The 16,377-nt window shown below is 61.2% G+C and carries 15 protein-coding genes; 2 read left to right on the top strand and 13 right to left on the bottom strand.

What is annotated here, in order from left to right; all coding sequences use genetic code 11:
* Window positions 1-737: 737 nt before the first annotated feature.
* From thiO to HU767_RS22785, 7 genes are read right to left on the bottom strand one after another with little or no spacing between them, the layout of a single operon-like run.
* Window positions 738-1,838 (bottom strand): glycine oxidase ThiO, encoded by a 1,101-nt coding sequence (gene thiO / locus HU767_RS22815; RefSeq protein WP_186709854.1) that lies wholly within the window; start codon window positions 1,836-1,838, stop codon window positions 738-740.
* Window positions 1,839-1,893: 55 nt separating this feature from the next.
* Complete coding sequence (locus HU767_RS22810; RefSeq protein WP_186709852.1) at window positions 1,894-2,292, bottom strand: type IV pilin protein; 399 nt, start codon at window positions 2,290-2,292, stop codon at window positions 1,894-1,896.
* 11 nt (window positions 2,293-2,303) lie between these two features.
* Window positions 2,304-5,405 carry a PilC/PilY family type IV pilus protein gene (locus HU767_RS22805; protein ID WP_186730518.1) on the bottom strand — a complete coding sequence of 1,034 codons (3,102 nt, stop codon included), beginning with the start codon at window positions 5,403-5,405 and terminating at the stop codon, window positions 2,304-2,306.
* A complete protein-coding gene (locus HU767_RS22800; protein WP_186730517.1) occupies window positions 5,392-5,862 on the bottom strand; it encodes a PilX N-terminal domain-containing pilus assembly protein in 471 nt (156 codons plus the stop codon). Before HU767_RS22800 ends, HU767_RS22805 begins: the two co-directional genes overlap by 14 nt.
* 14 nt (window positions 5,863-5,876) lie before the next feature.
* Window positions 5,877-6,590 (bottom strand): prepilin-type N-terminal cleavage/methylation domain-containing protein, encoded by a 714-nt coding sequence (locus HU767_RS22795; protein ID WP_186730516.1) that lies wholly within the window; start codon window positions 6,588-6,590, stop codon window positions 5,877-5,879.
* The gene (gene pilV, locus HU767_RS22790; RefSeq protein ID WP_186709844.1) at window positions 6,587-7,048 is read right to left on the bottom strand and encodes a type IV pilus modification protein PilV; all 462 of its coding nucleotides are present in this window, start codon (window positions 7,046-7,048) and stop codon (window positions 6,587-6,589) included. Before pilV ends, HU767_RS22795 begins: the two co-directional genes overlap by 4 nt.
* The gene (locus HU767_RS22785) at window positions 7,045-7,515 is read right to left on the bottom strand and encodes a GspH/FimT family pseudopilin (protein ID WP_186730515.1); all 471 of its coding nucleotides are present in this window, start codon (window positions 7,513-7,515) and stop codon (window positions 7,045-7,047) included. Before HU767_RS22785 ends, pilV begins: the two co-directional genes overlap by 4 nt.
* A gap of 128 nt (window positions 7,516-7,643) precedes the next feature.
* Here HU767_RS22785 and HU767_RS22780 point away from each other — a divergent pair, with 128 nt between their 5' ends.
* On the top strand, window positions 7,644-8,183 hold the full coding sequence (locus HU767_RS22780) for a GspH/FimT family pseudopilin (protein WP_186730514.1): 540 nt from the start codon (window positions 7,644-7,646) through the stop codon (window positions 8,181-8,183).
* Here HU767_RS22780 and ispH read toward each other — a convergent pair.
* The 6 genes from ispH to murJ all read right to left on the bottom strand — a co-directional run bounded on the left by ispH (window position 8,137) and on the right by murJ (window position 15,653).
* Window positions 8,137-9,084, bottom strand: a complete 948-nt coding sequence (gene ispH / locus HU767_RS22775) for a 4-hydroxy-3-methylbut-2-enyl diphosphate reductase (protein WP_122564938.1) — start codon at window positions 9,082-9,084, stop codon at window positions 8,137-8,139. The two genes, HU767_RS22780 and ispH, sit on opposite strands and share 47 nt — an antisense overlap.
* A gap of 182 nt (window positions 9,085-9,266) precedes the next feature.
* Window positions 9,267-9,704: an FKBP-type peptidyl-prolyl cis-trans isomerase gene (gene fkpB / locus HU767_RS22770; protein WP_186730513.1), complete on the bottom strand. Its 438-nt coding sequence runs from the start codon at window positions 9,702-9,704 to the stop codon at window positions 9,267-9,269.
* On the bottom strand, window positions 9,697-10,209 hold the full coding sequence (lspA, locus tag HU767_RS22765; protein WP_186709836.1) for a signal peptidase II: 513 nt from the start codon (window positions 10,207-10,209) through the stop codon (window positions 9,697-9,699). The genes fkpB and lspA overlap by 8 nt, the downstream gene beginning before the upstream one ends.
* A complete protein-coding gene (ileS, locus tag HU767_RS22760) occupies window positions 10,202-13,033 on the bottom strand; it encodes an isoleucine--tRNA ligase (RefSeq protein WP_186709834.1) in 2,832 nt (943 codons plus the stop codon). Before ileS ends, lspA begins: the two co-directional genes overlap by 8 nt.
* A 13-nt stretch (window positions 13,034-13,046) precedes the next feature.
* Window positions 13,047-13,985 carry a bifunctional riboflavin kinase/FAD synthetase gene (ribF, locus tag HU767_RS22755; protein WP_186709827.1) on the bottom strand — a complete coding sequence of 313 codons (939 nt, stop codon included), beginning with the start codon at window positions 13,983-13,985 and terminating at the stop codon, window positions 13,047-13,049.
* Between the two features lie 129 nt (window positions 13,986-14,114).
* Complete coding sequence (murJ, locus tag HU767_RS22750; protein ID WP_186730512.1) at window positions 14,115-15,653, bottom strand: murein biosynthesis integral membrane protein MurJ; 1,539 nt, start codon at window positions 15,651-15,653, stop codon at window positions 14,115-14,117.
* Between the two features lie 254 nt (window positions 15,654-15,907).
* On the opposite strand from murJ, the gene rpsT reads away from it, so the two are divergent.
* Window positions 15,908-16,186: a 30S ribosomal protein S20 gene (gene rpsT, locus HU767_RS22745; RefSeq protein WP_003185593.1), complete on the top strand. Its 279-nt coding sequence runs from the start codon at window positions 15,908-15,910 to the stop codon at window positions 16,184-16,186.
* Window positions 16,187-16,377: the final 191 nt, after the last annotated feature.

Here is a 16,377-nt window from a genome sequence, read left to right as displayed (position 1 = left end):
GGCATTGCTCCGTGGGCCGCCGCGAAGGGCCATCCATGGCCCAGCGCGGCTATCCCGGCATCCATGCCGGGATGCCCACTCCACAATACCTACGTTCGGCCAGCGTGGTTTAACGGGGCGTCCGAGATCAAAGTCAAAAGCAGAGCAACAGCAACAGCAACAGCAACAGCAACAGCAACAGCAACAGAGGGATAGGCCCACATTGGTTCGAAGATGATTTACAAATTTTCTTGGCCACCTAAACCCTGTGGGAGCGAGCCTGCTCGCGAAGGCGATGTCATAGCCGATGAAGGTGCTGAATGTGCAGGCCTCTTCGCGAGCAGGCTCGCTCCCACAATTGGATCGGTGTACGAACGGAAGAATCAGGTCGGCTGTATGGCCGCCTCGCGAGCAAGCTTTGCTCCCACAGATCGGATGGGTGTACGAGCGGGAGAGCCAGGTCGGCTATAAGGCCGCCTCGGCCCGGCTTTTGATCTGGAGGCCCCTTTAACCACGATGGCCGAACGCAGGCATTGTGGAGTGGGCCCACGGAGCAATGCCGGAGTTGAGGGCATGCCGAGCCTAAGCGAGGCACCGAGTGGTGCCTTTTTTGCTTACTTTTTTTGGCGTTTGAAAAAAAGTGAGCCGCCGTAAGGGAGGAACCCTAAGTAGCCGTTACCGCAGAAATGGATATGTACTCAATCAAACCGCCATCGCGAGCAGGCTCGCTCCCACAATTTGGATCGGGTTATAAAACCTTACAACCGCCCCGCCGGCGCATAAGGCGCAGGATCAATCACCGGCTCACGCCCCAACATCAAATCCGTAAACAACTGACACGAAGCCGGCGCCAACACCAACCCATTGCGATAATGCCCACAGTTCAGCCAAAGCCCCGCAATCCCCGGCACCTCGCCGATATAGGGAATACCTTCAGGCGACCCAGGCCGCAGCCCAGCCCAATGCCCCACCACCTCGGCACCCGCCAACGCCGGAATCAGCTGCTGCGCCGAAGCCTTCAGGCTCTCCAACGCAACCTCGGTCGGGGTCTTGTCGAAGCCTTCACGCTCCAGCGTACTGCCCACCAGAATATGCCCATCACGCCGCGGGATTGCATAACGCCCCTTGGCCAGAACCATGCTCGACAGAAAATCCGACGCGCACTTGTACAAAATCATCTGGCCCTTGACCGGCTCGACCGGCAACTTCAAGCCCAAGCTCTTGAGCAACTCGCCACTCCAGGCACCGGCGGCCAGCACCACCTCATCGCCATGAATTTCACCGGCAGAACTGTGCACGCCCGCCACACGCCCACCGTCGCGAATAAACCCGCTGACTTCGCAATGCTCATGCAGCGTGACGTTCGGCATCGCCAGCAACGCAGCCTTGAGGGACTTCACCAACCGGGGATTACGCACGTTGGCCACGTCAGCCATGTAGATCGCCCGGGAAAAACCCGCGCCCAACACCGGCACCGCATCATGAACCGCCGAGATATCCACAGCCCGTAGCGGGCGCCCTTCCCGCTTGGCCCAGGCCAGCGCTTCGTCCTGGTCGTCCAGATCCAGCCAATAAAGCCCGGTCACATGCACTTGCGGGTCGATCCCGGTGGCCGCGAACAGACGCTCCCCCAACTGTGGATAAAAATCCTGTGACCAATGGGCCAGCGCCGTGACCGCCGGGCTATAGCGCCACGGGTACAACGGCGAAACGATACCGCCACCGGCCCAGGACGATTCCTGGCCGACATTGGAACGGTCCAGCAGCACCACACGTTGCCCTGCGGACGCCAGATTGAACGCCGTCAGCAGGCCGATGACTCCGCCACCGACAATCACCACTTGCTGTTGCCTGGTCATGTTCTGATTCGACTCACAAAACAAAGGGCGCAAAGCGCGCCCGGATAAAAGAAACTCAGCGCCCCCAACAATCCTTGGCAGTCACCCCAGTAGCATTTTCCACGCTGCGTACGCCGGTATTGGTGATTTTGAAGTCACCGCATTTGTCCGTCGCCATGGACGAGCCGCTCTTGCGCACGGCGGTCAGGGTGAAGCTCTGGTCCGTTGGTACCAAGTTAATGGTGTAGAAATCGTTGCCGCTGCTCAGACCAGTCGCATCGGTGTAGCGGTTGTTCTTCGAATAGTAGCGCTCAAGAATTTGCGCCTGCTCCGACAAGAGCCCGGCAATTTCGGCCCGTCGGCCCTTCTTCATATACTCGGTCAGGCTCGGATAGCCGACGGTGATCACGATACCGATGATCGCGATCACGATCATGATTTCGATCAAGGTGAAACCGCGGTTGGATCTGCGCATGCCTTGCTCCCTCATTGTATTTGCCGCCACATGATACGGCGGCTGCCGCCGACGGTTTTGCCCAGCAGGTCGGTGATACCACCACCGGAGTCGTTCACGATCATATTGGTGGCCCCGTTGGCACTGACGACGGCGCTCAATGTCGGGATGCCGCCCGTGAACACCACACCAGCGGAAATGGTATCGAGGCTGGTGAGCGAACCATCGTTGTTGGTATCGAGTACCGCATAGTTGAGCATCTTACCGTTGAACGCATCCAATTCGATCAGTTTGCCGGTGCCGAAGCTGGCGCAAGGGTCAGTGGTGTCCACGGCGGCCGTGGTAAAGACCACACGCCCGAGCACCAGGCTGGCCGGGTTGATGACTCGCTCCCCGGTCAGCACGTTGTTGTACACCAAGGGCAGGTACCAGCCCTTTTGCGCAGGATACGTCACGTCGCTCTGGCTGGTGGTGACGAACTGCCCGGTGCTGCCGGAAAACACCCCGGTGATCGACTGGGCCTGCAGGCTCGACACGGTAATTTGCCCCGCGCCGCCCGTGGCGTCCCAGATCGAATAGAACGCCTGCAAATCCTTGTTGAGCTTGTCGGCTGCTTCGTTGAACTTGCCGGTTCCAAAAAACACCTGGGTGCCGCCCTGGGGATTGTCGGCCAGCAGAGGTTGCACAGTGATCGGCTGGGTCGCGCCGCCGGGGGCGGTGAACAACGGTTGCCCAGCAAACGCCAGGCCCCACGCGGTGGGTGAAGTGCCGCTGAGGTCAAACTTCCAGATCCGTCCCTTCAAGTCACCACCGTAGGCGGCCTGCACTATATTCTGCGAGTTGACCCGCAGCTTGACCGACGACAGGCCGTTATCGGTTTCGCTGCTGTTGATGACGATTTTGCGGATCAGCGAACCGTCGCGGATATCCACCACGTACAACGCCGCCACACCCGTATTGCTGCCGTAGCCATTGGCGATGAACGCCGCCCAACGACCGTCCGCCAGGCGTGCGACTTCGGGGCGCGCGTAGGCATAGCCCAAGTCATTGAAGGCATTGGCCGTGTTGGCGACGGTTGGCGCACTGATTTGCCACAACGCCCGATACGCATTGCCGGCCGCCGCATCGAACAGTTGGACCGCATAGAACACCTTGCCCCCAGCCCCGGTGCCGCCCACGGCCACGGTCTTCCAGGCGCTCCCCGATTGCACGTCGAATACGCCGATCTGTCCATCCACGAGGAATTTGTGGCTCACGCCGTTGATGTAGTTGACGTCGGCAATGTCCTGCAACGAGGGCAGCACGTTCGAAGGCATGTAGGCGTAACGCCGCGTGCCGTTTGCGCTGTTGATGACACTGAAAAAACCATCGTTGCCATTCACCACCAGGCTGGTGCTCATGTTTGTCGCCTTGGTCGCCAGGTAGGCGCTGTAGCTGGTGTCGTTGAGCAGGTCCGCAGCGGTCTGGTCATTGGGCGATGCCAGCACCAACGGCGAATTGATGATGTCGCCCAATAATGCGCTGCGCACCTTCAGGCCGGTCTTGTTGACGCCCTTGCTCCACTCCACCAGGTCATTGCCGGTAATCCCCGTGGGCAGGTTCTGGCTGAGGCTGGTTTGCTGGGCCGGCGAAAAATTGCCGTAGGCCAGGGTCACCGGCACGTTGGTCGCGGTGTTCCAGGATTGATAGATCGGTGCCGTGGCACCCGGCACGATGGCGGTGTCGGTGGTCCATTGCACCGCTGCCGTATTGACCGTGCCCGCCGAGGTGAAGCCGAATGCCCGGATGGTCCCACGCCAGTCCTTGGGGTCATAGGTGGTCTGGTAGTAGCTGGACGTGCTGGACAACGTGGCGGCGTTAGTGGTGCCGCCGCCCCCGGAGCCAGCTTTGGAAGTGATATCACTCAGGGCTGACGACAGCGCCGAATTCAGGCCTTCGCTGTCGCTCGCCGGATAATACTTGCCCGCCCCGTAACGGGCTGCGTCGGACAACATCTGGTTGGTGACGGCAAATCCTACGGTATAGGTATTGAGATACTGCCGAGGAAAATCCACGCTGTTCCAGCTCTTGCCGGTGGCGTCGGTGCCGGTGGAGCGCATGTCGATGTCGAAGGCGAACTTGGCGATGTCGTCCAGGTAAAGCGTGTCGCCCTCCGCATTACCGAGAGGATCGGCGCCATCGTTGCTGCTGATGCCGTCCCAGTTCGGCAACCGGGAAAGACCCAGCGGGTCATTGGAGGGAAATGTCCGGTCATAGGTGGGCAAGCCGTCGGTGACCACCACGCCGAAATTTTTCTGGCAACGGTACTGGATCGGGCTGGTGTAGGTGGTGGGCGTTCCATTGTAATAAGGCGCCATGCCCCTGAAGTAGCGGGTGACTTCGTAATAGCTCTCGGCCAAGGGGGTATTCGCAACCGCGCCCAGTCCATTGATGGCATTGATCAGGGCGCTGTAGTTGGCGTTGGCCTGGGTTTGGGTCACGCTGCCAGTGACCGGCGACAGGTCGCTGATGGCGCGAGCGATGTACCCGCCGGGGCCGGAGTTGCTGTAATTAGGTGGGTTGAAGGTAGCAAGTCCAATACGCAGGGCGCGGTTATTGGCGACCAAGTCATTGGAGACATCCCGCGCCACGTTGATTCGATAATCCGTGGGGATCGTACCTGTGGTGAAGTCGCGGCTCGAGCCGTTGGCCAGTGTCACTAGATACGCCAAGTATTTGCCGGTGTAACGGGTATCGCCGCCTCCCACAGGATCTGGCAAGCGCAGGCAGATTCGGCCGAGGCTGGGGCGATAGAAACCGTACCAGCCAGACGAGCAGCCGCCACGCAACAGGCTCAGCAACAGGATATTCGAGTCTTCCAGGTCCAGCTCATACCTGTCGTTGCAGTTGTTACTGGCGTTACATGCGTAAGTGCGCGTTTGCGTCGCCGCCGGATCGAACCCCGCCGCCCAGATGATGTTGTTCATGCTCCCCGAATCATCGATCAGCAGCATCACGTTCGGCGTGACGGCGGCCGCACTCAGCAAGGGCGAATCCGAAGGCGTGAACGCATAGGCCGGGGCCGCCAGGTAAAGGCCCAGCAACGCCCCCCACAACGCCTGCCACCTGCCGCGAAGCACCTTAGTATTTCGCATAGATGCTCTCCACCACGCTGCGCTGGTTATTGCCCAACACCGCTACCGCCGTGATCCGGTACAGCGTCGCCGACGTATTGACCGGCACATTGACCGCCGTGAGCGTCGTGCCGATGTTCTGCACGCCATAAAACCCACCGGCGGCGGCAACCCAGAGTACTCCCGACCTTGAGTCGCGCCCCGCCACAGTCAGCGTCTTCGACTCGTCCGGTGGCGCGCACTGGGTCGCAGTGGTGCACATCGGCAATGAATACGTTTCGACCTGCACCGCGCTTTCCCCGACCCTCAGCGCCGCCTCGGCCATCTGGAAGGACTGGTTGCGCTGCATGACGCTGCTGGTCATTTTTTCCTGGAGGGTGGCGCTCTGCATCGACGACAACCCGATCAACGTCAGCAGCAACAGGAAGACCAGGCTGACCAGCAAGGCCATGCCACGTTGGCGATGCATGTGCCCCATCGAAGTCATCTCCTTCATAGCAGCCGGTTGCGCAACGCGGCAACCACATTGAAGGTCTGCTCGCGCACCGCATTCCTCGGGTCAAAAAGCGTCAGGCTCAGGCGTACGCTGCGGATCAGCGCCGGGTCAGCCGGGTTGCTGGTGTAGCTCGACGCCGCGATGTCTGTCGCGCTACCGGCCACGCCGAACATCACGTCGAACGCCCGCACGTGGTCCACCAGCACGTACAGGGTCGGATTGCCGGTGCCGCTGCCCAGCATCAATTGGTTGTTATTGAAGCTGTAGATCAGTCGGCGAATCGGAAACGCCATCTGCCCCGTCGCTGGTAGCCGCGCATTGGAATAGGCCGTCGCCGAGGTACGGCAATCGGAGACGACGGTCCAGGTTGGATCGCTACCGCCATTGCCTATGTCAGCGGTGACCAGGGTCAACCTCCGGTTGGCGTTATCCCAACGGATTGGCGTGGTCTGGCTGACAGCGAAACTGTTATCCGTTGAGGCATCGATGATGGTCGCCAAGCAACCGAACATCCCCACCATGCGAATTTCCTGGACCATTTTGCTCAAGGCAAACCGCGCGTCCTCCTGCATCACCGCGGCGGCATTCTGACTGACGTAGGTGTTTTTGGCGGCAATGAAAATCTGCACGACACCCAGGATGACGATCAGGCTGAGCACCAGCGCGATCATCAACTCGATCAGGCCAAAACCGCGACTGTGCCGGTTCATGGCGGCGTCCCCACCGGGTCAACGGCGACGCGGCTGGTCAGGACAAAGCTGCGTCGCGCCTCGGCCGCATCGGTGGTGTTGGCGGCCCGGGCGTCATCCCAGGAAATGGTGATGGTGTAGACCCGCTGGTTCAGCGCAACGGTGCCCGTGGCCGTGGCGCCGCCGAAGGCGACGATATTGGTCTGGAAATCATAAAGGTCCTGGTCGCGGGCTACGTTGAGATTCGGCGAGCTGGGCGGCGTGATGGTGTAGTCGGCGGCGGAATTGGCGCGAATGCGGTCCAGCAGGTCGTAGGCAATGAAACTGGCCTGGCTGGTCATGCGCGAGCTGTCGGTGTATTTGAGCGCATTGAGCTGGATCATCGCCGCCCCGAGCAAGCCGACGCCGAGAATCAGCACCGCCACCAGCACCTCGATCAGGGTCATGCCCCCCTGCGTCCTTTTACTGCAACCCTTCATCCGCAACTTCCCAATACGATTCGTCCATTGAGGCAAACACTCAGCGTCCTGCTCTGCGCCCCGCGTACATAATTGAAACTCACCGGCGTGGCCGGTGCCGATAGCCCGCCCAAATTGTTGAAATCAATGTTGGTCACGTCTGAGGTTAGCGTCAGAGTCGCGCCGCTGCTCATTGCTGGAACAACCCGCAATATATTGGGCGACGAGCCAGTACTGTCATACACCGTCAGTTCGCCGCTCCAGGCGCTGCCCTCGGCGGTGGGGCGAATTCGCGTGGTGATACCACGGTCGATCGCCGTCATCCGGGCAAAGTTCAGCGCCCGGCGCAAGTCGTCGATATCGGTGTCGGCCTTGGTGCTCTGCAGCGACCCGGTAAATGACGGCACCGCCATGGTGATCAGGATCAGCAGCACGCCAAGGGCCACCAGCACCTCGATCAGCGTGAAACCTTTTGTACGAAGATCCATCGGTGCCCTCCGTTGCCGTCGGCTATACCTGCTTCTACACGCTAGAACAAACCACCGCCTTTGTGTGCGGTTGTTTCGGTTTGCGGCGCCAGGAGCGCGTCGTTTTCGGACTCCAGGGAGGAGACGTCATGTATCAACAGGGCTTCAGCCTGATCGAACTGCTCATGGGACTGGCAATTGCCGCAATTGTTCTGTCGTGGGCCAGCGCGGGCTACAAAGAGCTGATCGAGTCTATCGAACGCGAGGATACCGCGCAGTTGCTGATCAGCGGGTTACGCAGCGCACGCAGCGAAGCCATCGCGCGCAACCGGACGGTCGTGCTCAGGGCGATAGACAACGATTGGGGCCGAGGCTGGCGCATCACCCTGGATGACAAGGAGAAGACCGTGCTGATGGAGCGCCGCGCAAGCGCCCGGGTGGTTGGTAACCAGCCGATGAGACGCAGGGTGAGGTTCGGCAGCCAGGGGGAAGCCCTGCACCCCAGCGGCTCATTCCAGGCAGGCAGGTTGCATGTCTGCGCCAAAAGCGAGGCGATCAGCCATCATCAAGTGATATTGGCGCCCTCCGGCCGCGTCCGCCTGGAAAGCGTCGCAGTCGAAGCGCGCCTGTGCCAGAAAGGTCTTAAAGCAAGGAGCGGACGCGCAACTCTTTCGGCATCGAAAACGTGATGTTCTCCTCGCGACCGGCCAACTCATCGGCACCGGTGGCACCCCAGGCCTGCAATTGCTGGATCACGCCGCGCACCAGGACTTCCGGCGCGGACGCACCTGCGGTGATGCCGATGCGCTCGACGCCCTCGAACCAGCTGCGCTGCATGTCCTCGGCACCGTCGATCAGGTAGGCCGGGGTGGACATGCGCTCGGCCAGCTCGCGCAAGCGGTTGGAGTTGGAGCTGTTCGGGCTGCCGACCACCAGCACCACATCGCATTCGTTGGCCAGTTGCTTGACCGCATCCTGGCGGTTCTGGGTGGCGTAGCAGATGTCATCCTTGCGCGGGCCGCCGATGGCCGGGAAGCGCGCACGCAGGGCGTCGATCACGCGGCTGGTGTCGTCCATGGACAGGGTCGTCTGGGTCACGAAGGCCAGGCTCTCGGGGTTGCGTACCTGCAAGGCCGCAACGTCTTCCTCGTCTTCGACCAGGTAGATCGCACCGCCGTTGCTGGCATCGTATTGGCCCATGGTGCCTTCGACTTCCGGGTGGCCTTCATGGCCGATCAGGATGCATTCGCGACCGTCACGGCTGTAGCGGGCCACTTCGATGTGCACCTTGGTCACCAATGGGCACGTCGCGTCGAACACCTTCAGGCCACGGCCGGCGGCTTCGCTGCGCACGGCCTGGGAAACCCCGTGGGCGCTGAAGATCACGATGACGTCGTCCGGCACCTGATCCAGTTCCTCGACAAAAATCGCCCCGCGACTGCGCAGGTCTTCGACGACGAATTTATTGTGGACCACTTCGTGGCGCACGTAGATCGGCGGCCCGAAGACTTCCAGGGCGCGGTTGACGATTTCGATCGCCCGGTCCACACCGGCGCAGAAGCCACGGGGGTTGGCGAGTTTGATTTGCATGCTGTGCCTCGTGTCTTGCGCGCAAGAATTGCCCGTTGATCGAACCAAGGGCTTGGAAAACATAGAGATCGAATGTGGGAGCGGGCTTGCTCGCGAAGAGGGCCTTACATTCAACATTGATGTTGGCTGACACTCCGCCTTCGCGAGCAAGCCCGCTCCCACACTAAACCGTATCCAGTCAGTTACAACGCCTTCACTTCGAGGATTTCCACCTCGAAGTTCAAGGTCTTGCCCGCCAGCGGATGGTTGAAGTCCACGGTCACCTGGGCGTCATCAAAAGCCTTCACCACGCCCGGCAATTCGGTATTGGCCGCGTCGTTGAAGATCACCAGCAGGCCCTCGGACAGCTCCATGTCCTGGAACTGGGAGCGTGGCATGGTCTGCATGTTTTGCGGGTTGGGCTGACCAAAGGCGTTTTCTGGTGGCACGACCACGGTGCGCTTGTCGCCGGCCTTGAAACCGAAGATCGCCGCTTCGAAGCCCGGCAGCAGGTTACCGTCACCGACCTTGAACACCGCCGGCGTCTTGTCGAAGGTGCTGTCGACGGTGTCGCCGTTTTCCAGGTGCAGGGCGAAGTGAAGCGTCACTTCGGTGTTTTGAGCGATACGCTGCTCAGTCATGGACGGCTTCTCCGGTTTTCTTGCTCTTGAACATATCCAGGGCGAGCATCACCGCGCCCACGCTGATGGCACTGTCGGCAAAGTTGAACGCCGGGAAATACCAGCGGTTCTGCCAATGCACCAGGATGAAATCGATGACGTGGCCCAGGGCGATGCGATCATAGAGATTGCCCAAGGCCCCACCGAGCACCAAGGCCAGCGCCACCGCCAGCCAAGTCTCATTGCGCCCCAGGCGCTTGAGCCAGACCACCAGCACGGCGCTGACCACAATGGCGATCAGGGCGAACAGCCAGCGCTGCCAGCCGGAGCTGTCGGCCAGGAAACTGAACGCCGCCCCGGTGTTGTAGGCCAGGGTCCAGCTGAAATAATCGGGAATGATCACGATCTGCTGGTACATCGTCAGCGAGTTCTCGAAGTGGTACTTGCTGGCCTGGTCGATGACCAGGACCAGCACGCTCAACCAGAGCCAGCCCAACCGCCCGAAGCGGCCCGCTGCGTTAGGCATAATGACGAACCTCGCCAGCACCACTGATGTTGTCCACGCAACGACCGCAGATTTCCGGATGCTCCGGGTTCACGCCGACGTCTTCGCGGCAGTGCCAGCAACGGGCGCACTTGGTGTGGTTCGACTTGACGATCTTCAGCTTCAGGCCGCTGACTTCAGTGGCCACCGCATCGGCCGGCGCCTGCACCAACGGCGCGACACTGGCGGTGGAGGTGATCAGCACGAAGCGCAGTTCGTTGCCCAGCTTCGCCAGGTCGGCGCCCAGGGCATCTTCGGCGTAGAGGGTCACTTCGGCCTGGAGGTTGCCGCCGACAGCCTTGGCTGCCCGCTGAATCTCCATTTCCTTGTTGACCGCAGCCTTGACTGCCATCACGCGATCCCAATACGCACGGTCCAGCTCGAAGCCTTGCGGCAGTTCGGTCAGGCCTTCGTACCAGGTGTTGAGCATCACCGAGTCGTTGCGCTCGCCTGGCAGGTACTGCCACAGCTCGTCGGCGGTGAACGCCAGGATCGGCGCGATCCAGCGCACCAGGGCCTCGCTGATGTGGAACAGCGCGGTCTGGCACGAACGACGGGCCTTGCTGTTGGCGCCGGTGGTGTACTGGCGGTCCTTGATGATGTCGAGGTAGAAACCACCCAGCTCCTGCACGCAGAAGTTGTGGATCTTGGAATAGACGTTCCAGAAGCGGTATTCGCCGTAGTGCTCCTGCAATTCGCGTTGCAGCAACAGGGTACGGTCCACGGCCCACCGGTCCAGCGCGAGCATTTCTTCGGCCGGCAGCAGGTCGGTGGCCGGGTTGAAGCCGGTCAGGTTCGAAAGCAGGAAGCGCGCGGTGTTACGGATCCGCCGGTAGGCGTCCGCGCTGCGCTGCAGGATCTGCTCGGAAACGGCCATCTCGCCGGAATAGTCGGTGGACGCCACCCACAGGCGCATGATGTCGGCGCCCAGGGTGTCGTTGACCTTTTGCGGCGCGATCACGTTGCCCAGGGACTTGGACATCTTGCGGCCAGACTCATCGACGGTGAAGCCGTGGGTCAGCAGTTCGCGGTACGGCGCGTGATTGTCGATGGCGCAACCGGTCAGCAAGGACGAGTGGAACCAGCCACGGTGTTGGTCCGAGCCTTCCAGGTACAGGTCGGCGCGTGGGCCGGTCTCGTGGCCCATCGGGTGCGAACCGCGCAGCACGTGCCAGTGGGTGGTGCCGGAGTCGAACCAGACGTCCAGGGTGTCGCTGATCTTGTCGTACAGCGGTGCTTCGTCGCCCAGCAGCTCGGCGGCATCCATCTTGAACCAGGCCTCGATGCCTTCGGCTTCGACACGCTTGGCCACCGCTTCCATCAGTTCGACGGTGCGCGGGTGCAACTCGCCGCTTTCCTTGTTCAGGAAGAACGGGATCGGCACGCCCCAGTTGCGCTGGCGGGAGATGCACCAGTCCGGACGGTTGGCGATCATCGAGTGCAGGCGCGCCTGGCCCCAGGCCGGCACGAACTGGGTTTCCTCGATGGCCTTGAGCGAACGCTGGCGCAGGGTGTCACCGCTGGTGGGCTGTTTGTCCATGCCGATGAACCACTGCGCGGTGGCGCGGTAGATCAGCGGGGTCTTGTGACGCCAGCAGTGCATGTAGCTGTGTTCGATGACCGTGGTGTGCAGCAGCGCACCCACTTCGGTCAGCTTGTCGACGATGGCCGGGTTGGCTTTCCAGATGAACTGGCCGCCAAAGAACTCCAGCGATGGCGCGTACACGCCATTGCTCTGCACCGGGTTGAGGATGTCGTCGTTGACCATGCCGTATTTCTTGCAGGTCACGAAGTCGTCGACGCCATAGGCCGGCGCGGAGTGAACCACGCCAGTGCCCGCGCCCAACTCCACGTAGTCGGCCAGGTACACTGGCGACAGGCGGTCATAGAACGGATGGCGGAAATTGATCAGCTCCAGCGCCGAACCCGGGGCGGTGGCGATCACCGAACCTTCGAGGTTGTAGCGGGCCAGGCAGGCTTCGACCAGTTCTTCGGCCAGCACCAGCAGCTTGTCGCCGACGTCGACCAAGGCGTAGTTGAATTCCGGGTGGACGTTCAGCGCCTGGTTGGCCGGGATGGTCCACGGGGTGGTGGTCCAGATCACGATCGATGCGGGCTTGGCCAGCTTGCCCAGGCCGAACGCGGCGGCGAGCTTGTCTTCATCGGCGATCGGGAACGCGACGTCGATGGTCGAGGACTTCTTGTTTTCGTACTCGACTTCCGCCTCGGCCAGGGCCGAACCGCAATCGAAGCACCAGTTCACCGGCTTGAGGCCCTTGAACACGAAGCCGCCCTCGACGATTTTCGCCAGGGCACGGATTTCACCGGCTTCGTTCTTGAAGTCCATGGTTTTGTACGGGTTGGCGAAGTCGCCCAGCACGCCGAGGCGGATGAATTCGGATTTCTGCCCTTCGATCTGCTCGGTGGCGTAGGCACGGCACAGCTCGCGGGTCTTGTCCGCGCCCAGGTTCTTGCCGTGGGTCACTTCGACCTTGTGCTCGATCGGCAGGCCATGGCAGTCCCAGCCCGGGACATACGGCGCATCAAAACCCGACAGGGTCTTGGAGCGGATGATCATGTCCTTGAGAATCTTGTTCAGCGCGTGACCGATGTGGATGGTGCCGTTGGCGTACGGAGGGCCGTCGTGCAGGACGAACTTCGGACGATCCTTGCCAATTTCGCGCAACTTTCCGTACAGGCCAATGCTGTCCCAACGCTGCAGAATCTGTGGTTCGCGCTGAGGCAGGCCGGCCTTCATTGGGAAGGCGGTGTCCGGAAGGTTTAGCGTGGCTTTATAGTCGGTCATTTAAGGCTCTTCATTAGCGATTGGCGCTGGTTGCGACAAGGGCACGGGCGGCGGCGATATCTGCATGGATCGCCGTCTTGAGCGCCTCCAGGGAGGCAAAACGCTGCTCTTCACGCAGCTTATGGTGGAAAACCACCGTCAAACGCCGGTCATACAGATCGCCGGCAAAATCCAGAACATGTACTTCAAGGTGGGCCTTGCCATCTCCCTGGACCGTGGGTCGCACGCCGATGTTGGCGACGCCGGGCCAGGTCTTGCCGTCGATCTCGACACTCACCAGGAACACCCCGGTCAGCGGCACACGACGGCGCTTGAGCTGCACGTTGGCCGTCGGCGTGCCCAATTGGCGCGCCAGTTTCTGCCCGTGCAGGATCCGCCCGGCAATCCGGTACGGCCGGCCGAGCAAGCGCTCGGCCAATTCGAAGTCAGCCGCCGCCAAGGCATTGCGGACCTGGGTGCTGCTGACGCGCAAGCCATCCATCTCGACGGTCTGCGCCGCTTCGACGGTGAACCCCTGGGCGATACCGGCCTGTTGCAGGTAATCGAAATCCCCGGACCGGTCGCAACCGAAACGGAAATCATCGCCGACTTCCAGATGTTTCACATCGAGACCGTCCACCAGGATGGTCTCGACGAATTCGGCGGCGCTGAGTTTGCTCAGGCGCTGGTTGAAGGCCAGGCACAGGACCCGGTCGACGCCTTCGGCGGCCAGCAGTTGCAGCTTGTCCCGCAACCGGGCCAGACGGGCCGGGGCGGTGTCCGGGGCGAAAAATTCCCGCGGCTGCGGCTCGAAGATCACCACGCAGCTGGGCACGCCCAATTCCAGCGCACGCTCGCGCAGCCGCGCCAGGATAGCCTGGTGGCCACGGTGAACACCGTCAAAGTTGCCAATAGTGGCGACACAGCCCCGATGCTGGGGGCGCAGGTTGTGGAGGCCTCGAACCAGCTGCATAACGCGCTTCTTGCTCATAAAGTGGCCGATTATAACCACACCCGGCGGCCGACGACAGGCAACACCGCACCCCAAAGTGATCGAACCGACAAAACCACTGCCCGGCCCGGGATTATCGAGGGCCCGCCCTCAGCTCAAGGCCTTGCGGTTGAAGTCGCGCAGACGGAACCCCATCAGCAGCAACATGCCGAAATACGCCACCACGCCGGCCACCACCAGGGCACCCAGGCGCAGGAAACGCTCGAGCATCTGCCCTTCGCCCCAGGCCGGCATGAAATGCATTGCCCCCAGCAATACCGCCGACATCACCGCCACGGCCACCAGCAGCTTGAGGCCGAACTTGGCCCAGCCCGGTTGTGGTTGATACATCTTCTGCTTGCGCAACTGATAGAACAGCAGCCCGGCGTTGAGGCAGGCACCGGCGCTGATCGCCAGGGCCAGGCCCGCGTGGGCCAATGGGCCGATGAGCAGCAGGTTGAACAGTTGCGTCATCACCAGGGTGAAAATGGCGATCTTCACCGGCGTGCGGATGTTCTGCTGGGCGTAGAACCCTGGGGCCAGCACCTTGATCACGATGATCCCGAGCAAGCCCACCGAGTAAGCGATCAGTGCCCGCTGAGTCATCAAGGCATCAAAGGCATTGAACTGACCGTACTGGAACAACGAGACGGTCAACGGTTCGGCGAGGATCCCCAGCGCCAGCGCACACGGCAGCACCAGCACAAAACACAGGCGCAGGCCCCAATCGAGGATCCGCGAATATTCGTGGCGGTCCTGGCTGGCGTAGGTCTTGGCCAAGGTCGGCAGCAGGATCGTGCCCAGCGCCACGCCCAGCACGCCGGATGGCAATTCCATCAAGCGATCGGCGTAGTACATCCACGACACCGAGCCGGCCACCAGGAACGAGGCAAAGATGGTGTTGATGATCAAGGAAATCTGGCTCACCGACACCCCGAGGATCGCCGGCAACATCTGCTTCATCACCCGCCACACGCCGCTGTCGCGCAGGTTCAGCCGCGGCAGCACCAGCATGCCGATCTTTTTCAGGTGCGGCAGTTGATACAACAGTTGCGCCAGGCCGCCGACCAGTACCGCCCAGCCCAGGGCCATTACCGGCGGATCGAAGTAAGGCGTCAGGAATACCGCGAACACGATCATGCTGACGTTGAGCAGGGTCGGCACAAAGGCCGGCACGGAAAAGCGGTTCCAGGTATTGAGGATCGCCCCGGCCAGGGACGACAGGGAAATCAGCAATATATAAGGAAAGGTCACCCGCAGCAGGTCAGCGGTGAGCTGGAATTTTTCCGGGGTATCGGTAAAGCCCGGCGCCGTGGCCCAGATCACCCAGGGCGCGGCGAGCATGCCGGCGACCGTGACCAGCGCCAGCACCAAGGTCAGCAGGCCGGTGACGTAGGCAATGAATGTGCGAGTCGCCTCGTCGCCTTTCTGGCTTTTATATTCCGCCAGGATCGGCACGAAAGCCTGGGAGAACGCGCCTTCGGCGAAGATCCGCCGCAACAGGTTGGGCAGCTTGAAGGCGATGAAGAAGGCGTCGGTGGCCATCCCGGCGCCGAATATCCGTGCGATCAGCGTATCGCGAACGAACCCCAGGACGCGGGAAAGCATCGTGATAGAGCTGACGGCGGCCAACGATTTGAGCAGATTCATGAAAAGAGTTTTTGCCTGTCGATAAACAGCAGGCGAACAACGCGCCCACTTGTGCGATACTCCGCGCCGCTAAACAGTGCAGAGCCAAAGCCCGCGAGTTTACAGGTCGCACGCCGGAAAGAAATCCTTCGGTGCGCAGCACCTGCCATTCAGCGGAACGCGTCACCCGCCCTTGACAAGACTTCAACTCATCGGCATGATTCGCGGCCTATTTTGTTTGCTATTTCCCAAAAAGTCTTTCGAGGAGCTCGACGGTGGCCAACACACCTTCCGCCAAAAAACGTGCAAAACAGGCTGAGAAGCGTCGCAGCCACAACGCCAGCCTGCGTTCCATGGTCCGTACCTACATCAAGAACGTAGTCAAGGCCATCGACGCAAAAGACGCTGAAAAAGCTCAAGCTGCTTACGTTCTGGCTGTGCCAGTTATCGACCGCATGGCCGATAAAGGCATCATCCACAAGAACAAGGCTGCTCGCCATAAGAGCCGCCTGAATGGCCACGTAAAGGCCCTGAACGTTGCCGCTGCTGCCTAAGCGACGCGCTCATTAAAAAACCGACCTCAGGGTCGGTTTTTTATTGCCTGCGATTTGCCCTCAACCAGACCACTGAACCCTGTGGGAGCGAGCTTGCTCGCGATGGCGGCAGGTCAGATGGTGGAGATGGCGCCCGTGCAGCAGCCTTCGCGAGCAAGCTCGCTCCCACACTGGGTCTTCAGCGGGCATAA

It is taken from the genome of Pseudomonas sp. SWRI179 (genome assembly GCF_014268705.1).
Classification (GTDB): Bacteria; Pseudomonadota; Gammaproteobacteria; order Pseudomonadales; family Pseudomonadaceae; genus Aquipseudomonas; species Aquipseudomonas zanjanensis.
This window is presented reverse-complemented; position numbering and strand designations above follow the sequence as displayed.